Below are 891 nucleotides of genomic sequence, written 5' to 3'. Positions count from 1 at the left end.
GCCGACCGCGTCGCCGCCCTGGGCGCCACGCCCGTGATCTACGGCGAAGGGGTGGCCGACCGCGTGCGGGCCGTCGCCGGCGACGGCGTCACCGCGATCCTCGACTGCGCGGGCACCGACGAAGCGCTGGACGCCTCGTTCGAGCTGCTCGACGACCGCACCCGCATCGCGACCATCGTTCGGGGGCCGGATGCCGAACGCCTCGGCATCCGCGCTTTCTCCGGCGGGGCCCCGTGGCCCCTCACCGCCCAGCAGCAGGCGTGGCGTGCCGAGGCGGTGCCGGTCGCCCTGGCGCTGATGGCCGCCGGCGCCTTCCAGGTGGAGCTCGGCCCGACCCTGCCGCTGACCGAGGCCGCCGAGGCCCACCGTCTGGTGGCCGACGGCGTGGACGGCAAGATCACGCTGGTCCCCTGACCCACAAACGCGTCCGTCACACGCCGCCGGATGCCGCAACAAAGCGACACACGACCGAAGCCCTCCGCGGGCCGGCGCGATGATGGGGGCCATGCCCGACGCTCCGTGTCCCTCGTTCGCGACCGCCCAGGTGCAGGCCGGATACGACCCCGCCGCGGTGCAGTACGCGTCGGTGCCGCCGATCTACCAGTCCAACGCATACCGGTTCGGCTCACTCGCCGAGGCTCGGGACCTCTTCGCTCTCCGCCGCGAGGGCAACGTCTACAGCCGCACCGGAAACCCCACCGCCACGGTGCTCGAGCAGCGGGTCGCGACCCTCGAAGGCGGCGTGGGCGCGGTGTCGGTGGCATCCGGGCAGGCCGCCGTCGCGCTCGCGCTGCTGACGCTCGCACGCCAGGGCGAGCACATCGTCGCGGCCCACCAGCTGTACGGCGGCACGATCTACCTGCTCGCCGATACGTTCGCCGACTGGGGCAT

2 protein-coding genes are annotated in these 891 nt (G+C 73.6%); both read left to right on the top strand.

Annotated elements, in window-relative coordinates:
* A partial coding sequence (locus tag NQ160_RS07015) for a zinc-binding dehydrogenase (RefSeq protein WP_257514512.1) occupies positions 1–414 on the top strand: 414 nt, incomplete at its 5' end.
* A gap of 91 nt (positions 415–505) precedes the next feature.
* The coding region (locus NQ160_RS07010; RefSeq protein ID WP_257514511.1) for a PLP-dependent transferase at positions 506–891 on the top strand (386 nt) is incomplete at its 3' end.

Source organism: Microbacterium sp. zg.Y909, assembly GCF_024626565.1.
The sequence above is the reverse complement of the archived record's forward strand: the minus strand, read 5'-3'. Positions and strand labels throughout refer to the sequence as shown.